Annotated in this window: 13 protein-coding genes; 6 read left to right on the forward strand and 7 right to left on the reverse strand. The window is 51.3% G+C overall.

Annotated features, from left to right (window positions below; genetic code table 11):
- Positions 1 to 117 precede the first annotated feature (117 nt).
- The 4 genes from BLQ17_RS06115 to BLQ17_RS06130 form a co-directional block, all read right to left on the reverse strand.
- Positions 118 to 336, reverse strand: coding sequence for a hypothetical protein (locus BLQ17_RS06115; protein WP_092220844.1), 219 nt, complete (start codon positions 334 to 336; stop codon positions 118 to 120).
- A gap of 43 nt (positions 337 to 379) precedes the next feature.
- Positions 380 to 592 carry a hypothetical protein gene (locus BLQ17_RS06120; protein ID WP_092220845.1) on the reverse strand — a complete coding sequence of 71 codons (213 nt, stop codon included), beginning with the start codon at positions 590 to 592 and terminating at the stop codon, positions 380 to 382.
- A gap of 403 nt (positions 593 to 995) precedes the next feature.
- Positions 996 to 2,774, reverse strand: coding sequence for an ATP-binding response regulator (locus tag BLQ17_RS06125; protein ID WP_092220847.1), 1,779 nt, complete (start codon positions 2,772 to 2,774; stop codon positions 996 to 998).
- Positions 2,774 to 3,892 (reverse strand): PAS domain-containing sensor histidine kinase, encoded by a 1,119-nt coding sequence (locus BLQ17_RS06130; RefSeq protein WP_092220849.1) that lies wholly within the window; start codon positions 3,890 to 3,892, stop codon positions 2,774 to 2,776. The genes BLQ17_RS06125 and BLQ17_RS06130 overlap by 1 nt, the downstream gene beginning before the upstream one ends.
- Positions 3,893 to 4,167: 275 nt before the next feature.
- On the opposite strand from BLQ17_RS06130, the gene BLQ17_RS23370 reads away from it, so the two are divergent.
- The 3 genes from BLQ17_RS23370 to BLQ17_RS06145 all read left to right on the forward strand — a co-directional run bounded on the left by BLQ17_RS23370 (position 4,168) and on the right by BLQ17_RS06145 (position 7,964).
- Positions 4,168 to 6,558, forward strand: coding sequence for a sigma 54-interacting transcriptional regulator (locus tag BLQ17_RS23370; protein ID WP_092220851.1), 2,391 nt, complete (start codon positions 4,168 to 4,170; stop codon positions 6,556 to 6,558).
- Positions 6,559 to 6,731: 173 nt separating this feature from the next.
- The gene (locus BLQ17_RS06140) at positions 6,732 to 7,169 is read left to right on the forward strand and encodes a superoxide dismutase [Ni] (protein WP_092220853.1); all 438 of its coding nucleotides are present in this window, start codon (positions 6,732 to 6,734) and stop codon (positions 7,167 to 7,169) included.
- Between the two features lie 165 nt (positions 7,170 to 7,334).
- Positions 7,335 to 7,964 carry a M15 family metallopeptidase gene (locus BLQ17_RS06145; RefSeq protein ID WP_176761109.1) on the forward strand — a complete coding sequence of 210 codons (630 nt, stop codon included), beginning with the start codon at positions 7,335 to 7,337 and terminating at the stop codon, positions 7,962 to 7,964.
- Here BLQ17_RS06145 and BLQ17_RS06150 read toward each other — a convergent pair.
- On the reverse strand, positions 7,945 to 9,426 hold the full coding sequence (locus BLQ17_RS06150; protein WP_092220857.1) for a sigma-54-dependent transcriptional regulator: 1,482 nt from the start codon (positions 9,424 to 9,426) through the stop codon (positions 7,945 to 7,947). The genes BLQ17_RS06145 and BLQ17_RS06150 overlap by 20 nt on opposite strands.
- A gap of 264 nt (positions 9,427 to 9,690) precedes the next feature.
- Between BLQ17_RS06150 and BLQ17_RS06155 the strand changes: the two genes are divergently transcribed.
- Genes BLQ17_RS06155 through BLQ17_RS06165 form a run of 3 tightly spaced genes read left to right on the forward strand, consistent with a single transcriptional unit; the run spans position 9,691 to position 13,788 of the window.
- The gene (locus BLQ17_RS06155; protein ID WP_092220859.1) at positions 9,691 to 12,246 is read left to right on the forward strand and encodes a penicillin acylase family protein; all 2,556 of its coding nucleotides are present in this window, start codon (positions 9,691 to 9,693) and stop codon (positions 12,244 to 12,246) included.
- A 26-nt stretch (positions 12,247 to 12,272) separates the two neighbouring features.
- Positions 12,273 to 13,100, forward strand: coding sequence for a class I SAM-dependent methyltransferase (locus BLQ17_RS06160; protein WP_092220861.1), 828 nt, complete (start codon positions 12,273 to 12,275; stop codon positions 13,098 to 13,100).
- Positions 13,078 to 13,788: a class I SAM-dependent methyltransferase gene (locus BLQ17_RS06165; RefSeq protein WP_092220862.1), complete on the forward strand. Its 711-nt coding sequence runs from the start codon at positions 13,078 to 13,080 to the stop codon at positions 13,786 to 13,788. Before BLQ17_RS06160 ends, BLQ17_RS06165 begins: the two co-directional genes overlap by 23 nt.
- A 74-nt stretch (positions 13,789 to 13,862) precedes the next feature.
- Here BLQ17_RS06165 and BLQ17_RS06170 read toward each other — a convergent pair whose 3' ends face one another.
- Both BLQ17_RS06170 and nrfD read right to left on the reverse strand, forming a co-directional pair.
- Entirely contained in the window at positions 13,863 to 14,324 is a 462-nt protein-coding gene (locus BLQ17_RS06170; RefSeq protein ID WP_092220864.1) for a MerR family transcriptional regulator, read from the reverse strand.
- Positions 14,325 to 14,410: 86 nt separating this feature from the next.
- Positions 14,411 to 15,604 carry an NrfD/PsrC family molybdoenzyme membrane anchor subunit gene (gene nrfD, locus BLQ17_RS06175; RefSeq protein ID WP_092220866.1) on the reverse strand — a complete coding sequence of 398 codons (1,194 nt, stop codon included), beginning with the start codon at positions 15,602 to 15,604 and terminating at the stop codon, positions 14,411 to 14,413.
- Positions 15,605 to 15,615 lie beyond the last annotated feature (11 nt).

Raw genomic sequence — 15,615 nt, forward strand, 5'->3', positions numbered from 1 at the left:
CCCGGGCGAGATAACAAACAGAGGTACGCTGCAGCCAATTACGGCAGCTTACTGCGGCTGCTGCCGCACAACTACCGCCGGGGGGTAATACCGAAGACTCCCAGCGGCTTTTCCCCGCTACATCCCGGTGACGGCCCTAAACCAGTTTGCGACAAACTGCAGGGGACCTCCGCTTGCCGCCAGCCCGCCAACGATACATGCCAGACTCCACAATCCTACCGCAACCCCGAGAATAGCAACAAATGTAATGCTGACCTTTGAAACTTCAGTAGCAACGTTTCCTTTTTCGGATACCCCTGCGGCCGCTTTTCGTTCTAACTTTGTTCCGTTTGCCATTTGTCTTCTCCTTACGTTCAGAATGAGTCTTGCTCGATATTTTCTATCCCAGCACAGCTTTGAACCAATACTTGACAAACGCTATCGGTCCACCGCTTGCAATCATCCCGCTTACCAGACTTGCCACCGACCAGAGTCCTATCAGACATGACCCCAGAGCTATGGTTACCGCACTGACCTTCATTACCTGCTCGTCAGCCCTGGTTTCGGTCGCGCTACCGGTTACGTTTTTTACAATCGACGCTCTCGTCTTCATAGTTATCTCCTTATACCTGAATATACGAAGTTAAACTGTTTCGTACTGTTCCTTCGCTACACCTCCATTGATGCACCATCTATGCCACAATGTAATACAAAAATTATATTCCTTTTTATTTCAACGATATAACAAAAAATTGTTCTTCACTTTCAAGGGAGGAACTGTGGTCGTTGTTTTTTCAAATCTTGTTCAAACTTAAAAATAATATTGTTATTTCGTACAATTAAAAGAAGATAAACCAAGGAGAGCAGATAAAGGGGCCATGACTAAAAAGTGTTGCACCACTGTTGCAGGACGAGAAAGTTGCATCAAATGCAACAGATATGCAACATATTCGCAACAGTTTTACCACACTATGGCTATTGTGACTGGGTAAGACAGATGGTCAAGTGGACAGGTGTCAAAAGGGGAGCTGGTACCGCTTCATCTTCCGGTACAGGGTGGATCGATCCATACCGAGAAGTTTTGCCGCCTTTGACTTGTTGCCGCCTGTCGCCTGCAGAGCTTCACGGATCGTCGCTTCCTCGCTGACAAACGACCTGGCGGGCTGTACGGGTGGTTCTTTCATTTTTTTTGAATCGATCGCGCCGATTTCCGGGTAATCCCTTGAACCTTCGCCTGCGGTGACAATCTCCACCGGAAAGTGTTCCGTCAAAAGCGAGCTTGAGTCGGCAAAAACGCAGGCCCGCTCGATAACATGCCGCAGCTCTCTTACATTTCCGGGCCACCGGTAGTTCATCAAAAATTTCATCGCCTGGTCGGATACATTCACTATATTTTTGCCGATCTGTTCACGAAAGAGGGTGAGGAAGTGATGCACGAGCTGGGGAATATCGAGCCGCCTCTGCCTCAGCGGCGGCAATTCAATCTCAACCACCTTGAGCCGATAGTAGAGATCTTCCCGAAAATTACCCGCCTCGACCTTCTTCTTCAGGTCGACGTTGGTAGCTGCAATGATCCGTACATCTACCCGCCTCGGAGTATCCCGCCCCACCGGTGTGAAAGTCTTCTCCTGGAGAAACCTCAATAGCCGCAGCTGCATTCGCGGTGAGATATCACCTATCTCGTCAAGAAACAGGGTGGACCTGTCCGCCTGCATCAGCCGGCCGGCCCGGTCCCGGTCGGCACCGGTAAAAGAGCCTTTTGCGTGTCCGAAGAGTTCGCTCTCAAGAATATCCTCAGCCATAGCCGCACAGTCGACCTTTACCAGGGACCGCTCTCTCCTGTCGCTTTCAGCATGCAAGGCGGCAGCGGCAAGCTCCTTACCGGTTCCCGACTCTCCGGTGACCAGTACGGCGGTGTCCACCCGTCCGACATTTTCGATGAGATCGTAGACCTTCTGCATCAGGTCGCTGGAACCGGTAAACCCATGAAAACTGACTCTTTTTTTTCTTGATTCCGGGGGCCCGTAGGTAATGTCTCTGGCGACGATGACAGCACCGGCAAACTCTTCAATACTGTCCTGAAGCGGCGCCGCATGCAGGCTGATAATCCTTGGCGAGCCGTCTTCCTTATAACACTCGACAAGATGTTCCTTGACCATTTCAGACTTTTCCACCGCCCTGGCGGCATCCTGGAAGCATGCCTTACCAAGTTCCCCGGGAAGGTCATCAAGATGAAGCACCCTGTCGCCGCCCCCCTTGCCGATCCATTTCCGGGCGGTACTGTTGAGCTGAATAATCTCCATTTTACGGTTTACGGTGATAATGGCATCGCTCACCGAACCGAAAATCACCTCGAGATATCTCCTAAACTTTTCGTTTTCCCGCTGGAGCTTGGTTTTTTCCCTCTCAAGACACCAGTGCTTCATCGCCTGGCGGACAAAACGTAAAAGCGTCTCCTTATTCACCGGCTTGGAAATATAATCGAAAGCGCCGAGCCTTACAGCCTCTGCTGCGGAATCCAGATTGGGGAAACCGGTAACCATAACCACCGGACACTTCACTCCGGTCTGCTTTATATATTTCAACAGCTCCGTTCCGGTCGCCCCTTCAAGTACAATATCGGAAATGATAAGGTCGAACTGCGTTTCGTTGATCAGCGCCAGCGCCTCCTCCAGCGATGCGGCGGTATAGATGTTTCCGTACCCCTCCCTTTTCAGAAACATCTCGAAGGTAATGCGTATACTCTCCTCATCGTCAACGATCAGGATATGCATGTCCCCTTTCCGGATCTCCATTATTTCTCCGCAGCAGGAATTTCAATTATCATTTCGGTATAATTGTTGAGGATAGAGTCGACCCGCAGCACCCCTCCGTGGTTTTTAATAATGCCGTAACTGATGGAAAGCCCGAGTCCGGACCCCTGGCCGGGCGGTTTGGAAGTAAAAAAAGGATCAAACATTTTATCAAGAACTCCCTGGGGCACTCCGGTTCCATTGTCGCGAATCACCAGACGATACAGCTTTTGGCCTTCAGATTCATCGAGTTGCGAGCAAAAGGATATCTTCATTTCACTCTGATCTTCACGGTACCTCTCTTTTAGCGCGAAGCGGCTGTTGCTGATTATATTGAGGATAACCTGCATCAGCTGCAGATGGTTGCCGTAGATGAGGCTGCCGGCCTTATAGAGATTTTTTTCCACCGTTATATTATCGTTTTTCAGTTGATGCTCAACCAGGGACAGAGATTCCGTCACCACTTCATTGAGGTCGAAAAAGTTGTGCTCGTTCACGTTTTCCCTGGCAAAGGAGAGCAGGTTATAGGTAATGGTGGCAATCCTCTCTCCTTCCATCACGATTCTTTCCAGGATCCTCGACTGCTCTTCGTCCTCGCAGTCATCGAGCAGCAACTGAGCAAAATTGATAATTCCGTTTATCGGATTGTTGACTTCATGGGCCACTCCGGCGGCAAGTTCGCCCAGCGCCGCAAGCTGGGAGGTCCTGATCGAGTCAACCTTCCGCACCTCCTCCTGGGTGAGCTTCCTGGCCATCAGCAGGATGAGTTCCTCCTCCTCCCCCCGCCCGGAAACAGGTATCACCGACATATTGTATTCGCCGCCGAGTCCAGGCAGCCGGGTGTCTTCAACCCTGAAGGAGCGGGTCAGAAGAAACTCCTCAAGAGGGCACTTTATATGGGGCCACCGGCCGCCGTGGATGATTTTACAGATCCCGTTGCCGATGACCGCTTCCCTTGGCTTTTTGACAGCCTGCAACAGCGCATCGTTGACTGCCACAATTTTCCCTAGGGGAGTCACCACCAGGAGCGGGTCCTGGATACTGTGGAACAATTCCTCCCCCACTCCCACCGGCAGCCCGCCATCGTGACTGGCGGGCGGGGATAAGCTTTTGCCTGTCATAAAAACTCTCCGCAAAATTAGATGTCCACATGCCGTGCTGCCGATCAGCCTCCCATCGCTCGGGGGCTCGCTCCGATCCGGATGCCGACTCCCTATATCTTCACGTTTTTTACTGTAAAAATCAACAGCTGACAACAACAGCCCGGCCACCGCGAACCGGCCATCACCCTCCGCGACACCACCTCAACACAGCGTGGTACTTGCCGAACGTCTCGGTCTGGCATATAATAACACCTTCAGATCACACCAAATAATATTATTTTGAGGGAGAAGTAGTGTTATACCGGAACTGCCTGGATTCTGAAGATTTTGCCATAGGATACCTGACCGTTGACGAACAGTGGAGAGTGACGTCGTGCAACCGGAAAGGTTCCTATATTCTGGGGGTACACGCGTCTGCGATAATAGGCGAGGATTGCCGCAAAATTTTCGCCGAGGACACCCGGTTTCAGGAAATCTGCCCCAAATTCTTCGACCTCAACCAGCAAAAGAGTTCAAGCAACTTTATCGAGTTCGTCTCGGCTCCCCGTATCAACGACAAGGTCCACCCGATAAAAGTCCGTATCATTACAATTCCCGGAAAATCCGGCACCATTGTCGGGGCGTTAATCGGTTTTGTCGACCTCAGCGAACCGCTGGCGGCAAGCAGGATGATCCTGAACTCCATTGCCGAAGGGGTCTTTACCGTCGACCAGAACTGGCGGATAACCAGCTTCAACCGCGCGGCCGAAGACATAACCGGCTACCTGGAAGAGGAAGTCCTCGGCCGCAGCTGTAAAGAGATATTCAAGGCGAATATCTGTAAAACCAGCTGCGCAATTTCCGACTGCATCCACGAAAAAAGAACCATATCGGACAGGACCGCTTTTATCGAAGATAAAGAAGGCCAGATTCTGGCCGTTAAAATAAGCGCCTCCCCCCTTGTTGACATGCTCGGTAATGTCATCGGCGGGGTCGAGACGTTTACCGACATAACCCAGACCCTCCAGTACGAACTGATCCTTGACGCGGTTGCCGACGGGGTTCTGACGGTTTGTCCCAACGGGAGAATAACCTCTTTTAACAAAGCGGCTGAAGAAATTACCGGCTATTCGGAACGGGAAGTGATCGGCAAGATCTGCTCGGAAGTTCTGCTGGCAAGTCCAAAACCTGCGAGTTGTCCGCTGATAATATGCATGGAGGAAAAAAAATCCATCGTCGACAAGGAACTGTTCTTCATCGGCAAGGGCGGTTTCTCGATTCCCGTCAGTGTAAGCATTGCCCCCTTTATCGGCCCAGACGGAAGCGTTCTGGGCGGCGTACAGTCATTTAGAAACAACACCAACCAGCTCCAGAAAGCACTCATCCTCGACTCGGTGGCCGACGGGGTCTTCACCGTCGATCGCGACTGGCGGATCACCTCTTTCAACCTCTCGGCGGAGCTGATCACCGGGTGGAACCGGGAGGCGGCTATCGGCCAGTACTGCAGTGATGTTTTCTGTTCCTCGATATGCGGCAAAAACTGCGCCATAGCCGAAAGTCTTTATACCGGCACCCCTGTTTCCAATCGTTCGATTACGATCAAGGACCGCAAAGGCAAGGCAAAATCGATATCCATCAGCGCAGCGCCTTTGGTGGACCAGGACGGCAACGTGCTTGGCGGAGTGGAGACCTTCAGAGACCTCAGTGTTGAAATGTACCTGAGGCAGCAACTCAAACAGAAATACACTTTCGACCAGATCATCAGCAAGAGTCCGTCGATGCAGCGAATCTTCCAGATCTTGCCGGAGATAGCCAGAAGCGAGAGCAATGTCCTTATTCTCGGGGAGAGCGGAACCGGGAAGGAACTGGTTGCCAATGCAATTTACAATGCCTCGATGCGCAACGACCGCCCGTTTGTCGTTGTCAATTGCGGCGCCCTGCCCGACACTCTGCTTGAATCGGAACTTTTCGGCTACAAGGCCGGCGCTTTTACCGATGCAAGAAAAGACAGGCTCGGCCGATTCGCCGCGGCGGAGGGAGGCACTATCTTCCTTGACGAAATCGGCGACATTCCCCACTCGCTTCAGGTCAAACTGCTGCGGGTTATCCAGCAGAAAGTCTACGAACCGCTTGGATCCAACGTCTCCGTCCAGGCAGATGTCCGCATCATCGCCGCAACCAATAAGGATCTCAGGGAGCTGGTGAAAAAAGGGCTGTTCCGGGATGATCTCTACTACAGGCTCAACGTGGTGAACATAGCGTTGCCGCCGCTGCGTGAACGCGCCGAGGACATCCCGCTGCTGATAGACCATTTCGTCGATAAATTCAGGATTGAAAAGCAAAAAGACATCGCCGGAATTGACGAACAAGTCATAACTCTCCTCATGAAATACAGTTTCCCCGGCAATATCAGGGAACTGGAAAATATTATAGAGTACGGTTTCATTCTCTGCCCGGGGGGGTATATCAAGCCGGAACATCTGCCGGACACGTTTGATGACGACGAACAGAACGGCAACGGAGCCCTGCTCTCATCCCACCGGAACCTGTCGCTTGAAGAACTGGAGAAAAAAGCCATCGAACTCTGTCTACACCGAAACAAGTGGAAAAAAATGGCAACCTGCAGAGACCTGGGCATCTCTAAAGACACTCTTCGCCGAAAAATACAAAAATATCAAATAGTCAACCCGGTAGAATCATCGTGAGCGTTGCTTCCGCCCCGTTTTTGCCAACGACAACAATTGCGGTGACACCCGGGGAACCCGGGAGTTGACAACCACCAACTGCAACATACATTTGTCAATGTAGGACCAGCACTTCTTTTGCCTGTTTGTGAAAACAAAACGGCTGTCACCCTCAACCGAAAAGGAACCGAGAAATGAAAAAAAATATCGCAATGCTGACGACACTGTTACTGTCGGCCATCCTGTTTTCCGGTTTTGCCCAGGCTCATTGCCAGATTCCCTGTGGAATCTACGACGACGAGACCCGCATGACGTTAATCTATGAACATATCGCCACCATTGAAAAATCGATGAACATGATAACGCAACTGGAGAACGAAAAAAACGCCAACCAGCTGGTACGATGGGTCATGAACAAGGACAAACATGCCGAGTTCATCCAGGAAATCGTCACCGAATATTTCATGGCCCAGAGGATCAAGTTTGATGCGCAAAACTATGACCAGAAACTAAAAGCCCTTCATGAGATGCTGTTTTACAGCATGAAATGCAAGCAGACGACCGATCTAGGCAATGTCGAAAAACTGAAAAAGAGCGCGCAGCGTTTTCACGACCTCTATTTCACTTCCTGAGCCGTCTGTCACACAATGGCAGACGAGTAACTCCAGGTGTTTTTCTCCCTGGTAACGGTCTGTTACAGCGGGAAGCTATCTCATGATATTTATGGTAATAACCGGTCGTCGGTTCGGGTTATGGTTGTGCAAAATTCCAAACGTACACATGCAGCTGCAATTTTTTTGGCATGCCTGACCTGCTGCGGCGGGAGCAAGGCGGTCACTGCGGAAACGGCAGCAGGAACAGGTGCAGTCTCTGTACCCGCAAAAGAATACGTCGTCATCGGCGAAGATCGCTACGATGTTCCTGCGCCGTGGGCAGGAAACCGCCTTGCAGTTGAGGTTCTTGTTTATGAAGATTTCCGCCCGGTGCCGCTGCAGTATACCAAGGACAACACCAGCATATATGTGCTGAAGGCAATCTACGATCCGCTCATCGAATTACTCGACGCAGCAGCGCGGCAGGGCGTGCAGCTGGAAATATCATCCGGGTATCGCAGTGCTGGTTACCAAAAAAAAATATTCCTGCGGATGTTTGCCAAGGGCCGCAGCTTTGAAGATGCAATCCGCTTTGTCGCCCCTCCCGGATATTCCGAACACATGCTCGGCACAGCCGTCGATTTTTCCCCGAGCAACTGGCGTTTTGCCAAAACCAGAGACTACCAGTGGCTCAAAGACCATGCCGCCGCCTTTGGCTTCCTGGAAAGTTATCCGCAGTACGGTGTGCCCGGTTTTCCCTGGGAAGCATGGCACTGGAGATATGACGCAACCGAGCAGACCGTGGACGACCAACTCACTTCTCCCGATCCCTGATTGCGGCCCGGATATGTTTTTTTGCCGTCCGCGGATCAAGTCCGGTTATTGCAGCAACTTTTTCAAAGGTGCCGTGTCTTTTATAAAGTTCCATACAGTAGCGGCTGACAAGTTCGCCGACGCTCACAGATTCGTTTTGCATCGCCCCGGACAGACTGTCCATCTCTTTGCCGCCATCCCCGGTACCGTGGTAGTGACGGGTTATGAGGATACTCCGCACCGCCTGCTCGAGTTCGCGGACGTTACCCGGCCACCGGTATCCCGGTCCCACGTCTTTTGTTATCACCTCCAGCACGGTTTGCAGGAGGTCGGGAGCAGGTCCGCCTACAATTTTACCAACGGTGTGGGCCAAAAGAGCGCTCAGGGTTTTTTCATCGCTGCTGATCTGCTCGCGCAACGTGGGCACGGGTACCACGTTTGAACAGAGACGGTAATAGAAATCCTCCCTGAACCTCCCCTCCTCCCGCAACTGCTCAAGGGATCTGTTGGTGGCGGTGACCACCCTGCCGTGAAAATAGAGCTTTGCGTGGTCACCGACCGGGGAGAACCTCCTTTCTTCCAGCACTTTCAACAGCTTGATCTGCACCGGTATCGATACGTCGCCGATTTCGTCAAGAAAGATGGAACCGTGGGGCGAGCACAGGGCAAAAACTCCCTGATGATTATCCACCGCCCCGGTAAAGGCGCCTTTCTTATGGCCGAACAGTTCGGATTCAATAAGGGATTCGGGAAACTGCGACAGGTTGATTTCGATAAAATTATGAGTAAAGCTTTCAGCAAAACACCCTTTATTTTCATCAAAGGGAATAAACCCCGAGCGACCGATTGCCGCCGCGGCGGTCCCTTTTCCTGTGCCCGTCTCTCCTATGAGGAAGGTGGAAAAATCCTCCATCCGGCTCCAGAGAGTTTTTTCATACCAATCGGGATACGACGTAAAAACGCTGGCCCACAATCGTGAGCGTAATTTTTCCATAGGTTTGCTCTGCCCTATCAGGCCTTGGTTAATAAAATACCAGGCGCGGCGAAGCTGATAGTAAAACCCGAAGTAAAGAAGAGAGTCTTCCGCGCTAAAACCGCTTTGGCGCAGCAATCGCAGAATATCACCGGCAAAAGGGACATGACACGGTGTGTGGTCGGTCTGTACCTGCAGACGGATCAGGTCATCGAATTTTACACAACAGTGGTGGTATATCTGGCGAAGCGTGGCAATCCGGACCAGGTCCCGATCTTCGCCGGCAAACCGATACCACTTGATCCTGCCGTCTTGGCTCACCCTGTCAAGGTATTTCGTAACCCTGGCAAATACTTTCCCTGCCAGGATATCACCTGCGGGATAACGGTCCCCGGCCAGCTTATACATCAGCTGTAAAGACCGGGCATCGAAGGGATTGGCAAAAGCCGATTCTGCCAGAACCCTGAATATTTTTCTCTCTTTTTGATCTAATCTGTATTGGTTCCTCATGCATTAAATGTAGCTTGCAACAGCATAAAATGTCAATTTTGGTGAAACCAAACCCAGCTCCGGTTGCGCCATACCCGGGTTCTATCTCCCTGCTTCCAAGCCGTCAGGTCGATTAATTATAAACGGCATCAATCTTGCTGTAACCTTACCAGAGGGTCTGATAATATAACCTTATCCGGCAACAGCAACCGGTCGATACCGGTAACCGGCAACACCGTTGGATCTGCTGGCACAACCTGGTTAAGCGGCACAGGAGGATGACCGATGAAGACCAATAAAACATTCATACTCGTGGTTGTTTTGATGTTACTGGCTCTATCGAGCTCTGCCGGGTTCTTCGGCTGGCTTTACCTGAAACGCCTGCTTCCGCAAATTGAGGGCTCAACCGCTGTTTTCGGCATAGCCGACACCGTGCAGATAATCCGCGACCGATGGGGCGTAACTCACATCAACGCCCAAAGCGGGTCCGACGCCTGTTACGCGCTGGGTTATGCGGTGGCCCAGGATCGGTTGTTCCAGATAGAGCTGCAGCGCAGACTTGCGAGGGGCGAACTTGCCGAAATTTTCGGACCGGATCTGATCACTGTAGACAGAATGGTCAGGACCCTGATGTTCAGACACCGGGGGCAAGCCTACCTCGACAACAAGAAGATTATCGAACCCGAAACCCTGCAGTTGCTCGACTCCTTTCTCAGGGGGATAAATAATTACATCGCCACAGGTCCGCTGCCGGTAGAGTATAAGCTTCTCCGATTCAGCCCGCGGCCGTTTACCAGGCTCGATGTCGTCGCTGTAATGGGCTACATGGCCTATTCATTTGCCGACGGCATCATAAGAGACTCTCTCTACTCGATCCTTGAACCTTTTGTTACCGTTGATGATCTTGAATTACTGTTTCCCCCTTACAGCCTCGACAACAGGACCACCATCATGGAGCCTGCCGGAGACTCCCCCTTAAATATCGAGCAAAAGTCTGGGTTTTCCCCAGAACAAGACCCGGTAAAGCGTGATTATGCGCGGTTTTACTCTTTTATACACCACTCTTTAACCAGGCTACAGCAACTTACCCCTGCCTTCACCGGCAGCAACTCCTGGGTGCTTGCCCCTTCAAGGAGCGTTAACGGCCACGCCCTGCTAGCCAACGATCCCCATATCGGAATCGCCCAGCCTGGAGTATGGTACGAAGCTCACATAAAGTATCCCGGCTATGAAAACTACGGCTACCACCTGCCGCTGATGCCGTTTCCGCTGTTGGCCCACAATGCAACCAAAGGCTGGGCCATAACCATGCTCACCAACGATGATCTTGATTTGTACCGCGAGACATTTCATCCGGACAATCCCCTTGAGGTCAAGTTCGCCGGCAAGTGGGTCGGGGTGAAAAGTATTGAAGAGACCATCAAGGTAAAGGGTGGTCCCGACGAATCACTGTCCATAAGGATCACTCCCCACGGCCCCATATTCAGCGATTTCATCACAGGATACCAGGGCCCCCCGGTATCGATATCCTGGGTCTATTACAAGCTGGACAACCCGATCCTGGATGTTGTCCACCAGATGGCCAAGGCCTCCAATATTGCCGAATTCGAAAAAGCCGTGTCGAGGCTGGCGGCTCCGGGGCTCAATATTTCCTACATCGACAGCAGCGGCAACATCGGCTGGTGGGCGGCGGGTAGGATACCTGTGCGTCCCCCCCATATGAGCGGTATGAAAATTCATGATGGAAGTTCCGGAAAAAATGAAATTTTGGGATATCTCCCCTTTGATCATAATCCTCACCTGATAAATCCTAAAAGCGGGCTGATTATCACCTCCAACAATTTACCCACCCATGCGCCTCTTGAATCCGGGGGAGTAATGACCGGATATTTCAAACCTTCGGACCGGGCCGCCAGGATTTACGAACTCCTGACGGCACAGGAGAAATGGAGCCTTGAGGGGCTCAAAAAGATTCAAACTGACACCAGGCTCAACGAGGGGATGAAATTCGCCCGAAAAATAGTGAAACTGCTGGACGGCGACATCGATAAATTTTCAGGACACGAGCAGAGAGCTTTCAACCATCTGTCGACCTGGGACGGGTATATGGGGGTCGATTCCATCGGTGCAACAATCTTCGAGCTTACAATTTACCATATCTTGAAGGAAGTACTCCTGGTTCACATCGGATCCGAGAACTTCAGAAGCTATATGAACCTGGTCGACTACTGGAATTTTTTAAAGCGATACCTGGATGAAGAATCCCTTGTCATAACAGGGACAAACCCGCACCATACAGCTGTTACGCGGGAAACTATTGTAAAAAGAGCCTTTGCAAGCGCCGTCACGGAACTTGTCGAAAAACAGGGGTCCAATGATAAACAATGGGCTTGGGGAAAACTGCACACCATCGAATATGTCCATCCGCTGGGGAGGACAAAGGGGCTTGATCTGCTGTTTAACATCGGACCTTTTCCATGTCCCGGCGAATTTCCATCGGTGAACAAATTCGCATCCAAGGCGGGCGACCATCAGTACAAGGTTTCTTCTCTCCCTTCCACAAGAAGACTGATTGACTGCAATAATCCCGGAGAATCGTGGTCGATTCTGCCAACGGGAAACTCCGGCAACTTCCTGAGCCCTTTTTATGACAACCAGGCAGGAATGTTCCTTGAAAACCAGTACCGTAAAACACTTTTTACAACCCCGCAGATAAGCCAAAAGGTCCACTACAGGTTTACACTGTTGCCGATGTCAAACTACCAGGAAGTGCCATTTCCTTTATACCAGACATCAACACTCAACAATATCGCCGCGCCTGTAACCGGAACAACAAGGTAGCAGAATCAACAAGGAAGGAGGGCGACATGCATACCGAAACACGTCCATCTCTTACCAGATGGTTCAAAACCATGGGATACCGTCAGATTTCCCCATGGTACCGGACATCGAAAGACACAGTTGACGACTTCAACACCATCGGCAAGAACCTGAAAATCTTGAAGGTTATCCCTAACCCCCTGCCGTTTTACGACCTTATAATGGGGTTTTACGAACGCCCGTCCAACCGGTGTGCGTTACGGGGACCGATCCTGTCAACTGCACAAAAAATTATCGAGGTGGGGGTCGGCACCGGATATCTGCTAGGGCGGCTGATTGCGGCAACCACTCCACAACAGGAGATAACCGCCGTGGATTTGTCACAGCAAATGCTCGACACCGCCCAAGCCTACCTGGCCAGGAAAAAACTGTTGAGCAGGAGGGTGTTGTTCAGGAATGGTGACTGTCAGGATCTGCCGTGGCCGGACAATACCTTTGACCTTTTTGTCTCAAGCTATCTGCTGGACCTGCTCCCGGAAAATGAAATAGACAGGGCAATCTACCAGTTGGAGAGGGTGCTTAAGCCTGAAGGGTGCGCAATTTTAATAACGATGACCACCGAACTCGACGGAGCCACAAGACTTGCAAAACCGTTGATGCGACTGATGAATGAATGTTACTGCCTGGGCTACGACAGGGGAAGGTGGAATCCGCTGTGGAAATTTCTGTTCGCCGGCTACGCCCCTCACTGCCGCCCGATTAGCCTGGGGAAATACCTGGCAAAATCGTCCCGGTTGGTTCTGACCTACACCAAGCTGAGCAGGGTATCATTTTTTCCGGTACGAATCTATTATGTTCGTAAAAAAAGCGGGTAACATTGCGCTCCTTTTAAAAATAGGTTCTGCAGCCCTGTCGAGCCGCTCAACCAGGAAATTTTATGATCGGATCGCCCCTGTCTACGACCGCATGTTCGTCTCCCACAAGATTCATTGTGACACTATCCTGAAAATCCTGGACCAGAGCTATGCAAAAAAAAACAGGAAAATCTCACTGCTTGATCTGGGTTGCGGAACAGGCCTGGTCAGTATCCTAGCCTCAGACAGAGGGTTTAAGGTGACGGGACTGGACATTTCTTTCTGCTCGCTTCGTCTTCTCAAAAAGAGCCGGCCGCAACTGGCAGCGATTCAGGCGGAGGCCGCCGTCATCCCGGCTGCAGACCACTCATTTGACGCCGTCGTCTGTCTGGGAGCCCTGCGGCACTTTCACTGTATCGAAGCGGTCATCGCCGAGACATCGAGGGTGCTTACCCGTGACGGAATTTTTATCGCGGGATATTTCCCGCCGGATGCAGCAGGACTTATCGCAATCAGGCAGAACATCCTCACCACCCCCCTGATCCGGGGGTATCATCGGCTCACCGGAACGCTCGGTTACCTTGACCGAATCGACCAATCGCTGGAGGTCGAAATCGAGCAGCAAACCGCAAGAAACTTCAAAACGGTGTACCGGGAGAACAGCGGTGCGACCAAACATCTGCTGGTCGCCCGCCACCCCCTGCCATAAAAGGCGAGGGGGAACTGCAGGTGTTGGTATTTTTCACCGGCAGTTCCCCCGTCCGTGGCTGTGATTAAAAAAAATTACCGAGCCTTTTTCTTTTTGTCCCGGCCTGCATCAACATCCTTGCTGGTACGGGCCGCCCTTACCGAGAGATCGCGCTCTTTGGCCTTTTTTTCCTGCTCAGGATCACCGGCTATACGTAAACTTCTGGGAACAGCACGATCCACCACCGCATCACACTTGCAATGAACACTCTCCGGACATTCGGCAATTTCGTAGCAAGTTGCATAACGCAGAAGTTTTTTAATACCGGGTATCGAGATACCATCCTCATGTATCATCCTGCGCAGACATCCGATCCAGGTGATATCGTTTGCGGAATATAACCGTCTGTTGCCCACCCGTTCCGGCCTGATCAATCCTTCTTCTTCATAGATACGCAGGGTACGGGGATGTACCTCAAGCAACTTCGCAGCCACTCCGATGGGATAGATGGGCAAATCTTTTTTGAGCGGCTCAACCGGCGGCTTTCTTCTTGCCATGTAATTTCTCCTCGAACATTGTCAGCACGCAACACACCCGATTTTTCTCCCTCAACTTAAGAGAAAACGGCTGGTAACACAACCATTCAATGTTTTTCCGAAAAATGGCCGCGAAAAAGCTTCTCGCCCATAAAAAACAGTAATCCGCAGAAGGCAATACCACCGACGACAACGAGACTTTCATGCACAGACGGTGTGTAGCTGAGCATCTCCGGATAATCGACGAGGCCCATGGAGTGGTACGCCGGGACCAACTGGCCGACAATCACCAGATCATAACGCATGAAAAATATCCCAACCATGCCTGCAGCTGCGGCGACAAATATTCCGTGCATGTTTCGCCCCTTAACTGCCAGGATCAAGGCAAAGGGAATAATCATACCGAGCAAGACCTCCCCACCCCAGAAATTAACCGCGTAGCGGCCGGTCAGAAGAGACTGCATCGCCTCGAATTTTCCCGGAGGCTGCCCGGTGATACCGGTGATCATCTTCCAGCAGGTGAAAAAAATGATCACCGCCATCATCAAAGCTCCCATCATTGCTACATTTTCAAGGGACTTTTTCAACCTGTCGCTCATTTTCCAGCCGTTAAAGGAATACGCAAGATAGGTGAAAAAAATGATCGCGACACAACCGGACATGGCGGCCGAGGTGATAAAATAGATCGGCATATATGGCCCGTGCCAGAACTCGCGTCCATTGAGAAGGCCGAAAACTGCGCCAAGGTTGGAGTGAGCGGCGACCCCTGTCAGCAAACCGGCAAGACCTACGGCGGAGGCGATTTTATGATTGTTTTTCTGGAGCATGACAAATTCAACGATCATAAAAAAGAGATAAGCGCCGTAGAGAGTGCCCATCCACCAGATATTAGAGGTCGGATTGGCGCCTATGACGTTACCAACAGGCATCCGCCATGAGTTTTCTATTTCAAAAGCAATAACCAGAAAGCCGGCAACAATTGTAATGATGGAAAGAAAAACGGCACGTTTGGCTATCGGGTTGAAATTTTCAAAACCAAACACGTGCCCCACCGACGAGACAATGCACAATCCAGTCGATGTTACGACGAAAAAGACATACGCGGCAATAAGCAGCCCCCACGGCACCTCCCTGGAGACGCCGAAGGTATGCTCATGTCCCACATAGAGCGAATGGATTCCGGCTGCGACACCTGCAACAGTCAACAATCCGAGAATAGCTATCATCAGGGTGTACCTCTTGGAAGCTGCTGCTTCCAGCCCCCCTTCTACCGGAAGAATACCCGCAAAAACATCGTTCATAAGTCACCTCT

It is taken from the genome of Desulforhopalus singaporensis (assembly GCF_900104445.1).
GTDB classification, from domain to species: Bacteria; Desulfobacterota; Desulfobulbia; order Desulfobulbales; family Desulfocapsaceae; genus Desulforhopalus_A; species Desulforhopalus_A singaporensis.